Source organism: Crenothrix polyspora (genome assembly GCF_900163755.1).
Taxonomy (GTDB): domain Bacteria; phylum Pseudomonadota; class Gammaproteobacteria; order Methylococcales; family Methylomonadaceae; genus Crenothrix; species Crenothrix polyspora.
Map to the genome: position 1 here is coordinate 1 of NZ_FUKI01000087.1, position 2,052 is coordinate 2,052.

Below are 2,052 nucleotides of genomic sequence, written 5' to 3' on the forward strand. Positions count from 1 at the left end.
CAGCCACCGTTCGTGCTGAGCTTGTCGAAGCATGAACGGCACACTTCGACAAGCTCAGTGCGAACGGTTACGCTGTAACTATTGAGCTGTGAAAACGCTGTACATGTAGCCAACAAAGCTGTCGGTTTCTTGTCGAGTATTAAAAGAATGGAAATATGACCACAATTACCAAACGCTTTTTCACCGTGATAGGGTGCGTCATAGTCGCTATTGCGATCGGCTTATTGATTGAAGTATTTTTTAGCTTTCAATCTGGCTGGCAGTTCGGCCATACCCAAACTGGACATCTGGCTGGTTGGGGCGGGCTTGCTATTATCCTCACAGTATTCGGTTACTCGGTAAAAAAGCGCTATGGTCGTAAGACAGGTTGGCCTAAAGGCTGGTTTCGAGTTCATCAAGTGGCAGGTATTGCAGGGCCGTTGTTGATTCTGGTTCACGCGGGGCCGCACTTTCATGCTTTAGTTCCAATGCTTGCTCTTCTAGCGATGGGAATTGTTGCGGTAAGCGGGGTGATCGGTGTGGCGGTGCATCGAAAGGCGATAAATTTGTTAAGTACCAAGCGTAAGGAATTACTTATTCAGGGTCTTTCTCATGAAGATGTCCAGGATCGGCTTTATGATTTGGCCTCGGACGAGGAAACCTTCCGGATTTGGCAGATTATCCACATGCCAATGGTGGTGATATTTTTAGTGCTGTTGATAACTCATATCCTCGGTGCTCTGTATTTTGGCGGGTTGTAAATGCGATTTTCCCCTCTTCCACGCGGCATCGTTACGTTTGTCATAATTGCCATAACTCTTCTGCTGACTTGGATAGTTTGGGGGACGCTTAAGCGTCCTGGAGCACTTTGGGCTCCTGGCGATTTGAGTCGATTCCATGCGGATATCTCCACTTGCGGTGACTGTCATCAGCCTTTCCAAGGGGCTACAGCAGATAAATGTACGTCATGCCATAATGAAAAGCGTTTTGCAGCTCGATCAAGACCTACGGTATCAGAATTCCACCAGAAAATAATGCACGAAGGCAAACTGTGTACGGGTTGCCACACCGAGCATCGTGGTGCGCTAGCACAAATAACCGTCGGTGCTATGGTAAATCCGCATGGGGAATTTGTATTCCGTGCCACCGGCACCAGTTCATGCACGGCTTGTCATGATTTCAGTGCCGATTTTGAATCACGCTCACATTTGCTCGACAACTCTATCGTCAAGCATCTGATGGAAGAAGGAGAAGGTGCGCATCGTCCAGGTAAAATCGCACATTGTCTGACATGTCATACGGGTGGCAGTCTGGAAATCGAAGATGAAGATGACTAACGGACTGGCTCTGATATCCGTGTTTTATTAACAGCTCGCTGGCCAGCCGGTTAGCTTACATTAGAATTCATAGGTGAAATAGTGCATAACCTCCAAAGCGAAATTATTCAATGCCCGTATTGTGGGGAATCCATTGAAGTGCTGGTTGACGGCTCGGTTGATGATCAGGCGTATATCGAAGATTGCAGCGTGTGTTGTAGCCCTATTATTTTTTCGGTAACGGCGGTGGAGGGTGAGGTGCTCAGCGTTAATGTGCGTCGCGAAGATGAGTAAGTGTTTTGTTTTTCTTTACGATTTGATCGTTGGCAAGCTTTTTTGATGTTCGCCAGCAAACCCTATTCAGGATGACCCCATGAAAAAATCCAAGACAACGCCTGAACATCCCGCTTGGTGGCTAAAACCACTCACAGAACCTAAGGCAGAGCTGGCAACCGATGCGGCCGGCTTATCCAGTGCCGAAGCCCGTGTGCGCCTCGCCAAATTTGGCCCAAACCTGTTCCGCGACCGACATTCCGCACCCCTAAATAAAAATTCAGCATTTAAGCAACATATTGATATTTAATGAATTTTAGTATTTTAGACTTTCGAGTTAAAACAAGAAAAATTCATCTCTCGTTTGTTTTTTGTTAAATATAAGCTGATATAAATGACTTTGAAAATACGCCAAAAATTCAACAAGTTTATAACATACTGAAATTATTAAATTAAATTTAATCATAAAATTATGAATAGGGGT

General features: G+C 45.5%; 4 protein-coding genes. All 4 read left to right on the plus strand.

Annotated elements, in window-relative coordinates:
• Positions 1-155 precede the first annotated feature (155 nt).
• The 4 genes from CRENPOLYSF2_RS04805 (at position 156) to CRENPOLYSF2_RS04820 (ending at position 1,878) form a co-directional block, all read left to right on the plus strand.
• On the plus strand, positions 156-740 hold the full coding sequence (locus tag CRENPOLYSF2_RS04805) for a hypothetical protein (RefSeq protein WP_087142814.1): 585 nt from the start codon (positions 156-158) through the stop codon (positions 738-740).
• Complete coding sequence (locus tag CRENPOLYSF2_RS18495) at positions 741-1,316, plus strand: cytochrome c3 family protein (RefSeq protein ID WP_140396802.1); 576 nt, start codon at positions 741-743, stop codon at positions 1,314-1,316.
• Between the two features lie 81 nt (positions 1,317-1,397).
• Positions 1,398-1,589, plus strand: coding sequence for a CPXCG motif-containing cysteine-rich protein (locus CRENPOLYSF2_RS04815; protein WP_087142816.1), 192 nt, complete (start codon positions 1,398-1,400; stop codon positions 1,587-1,589).
• A 79-nt stretch (positions 1,590-1,668) separates the two neighbouring features.
• Entirely contained in the window at positions 1,669-1,878 is a 210-nt protein-coding gene (locus CRENPOLYSF2_RS04820) for a cation-transporting P-type ATPase (RefSeq protein ID WP_245807901.1), read from the plus strand.
• Positions 1,879-2,052 lie beyond the last annotated feature (174 nt).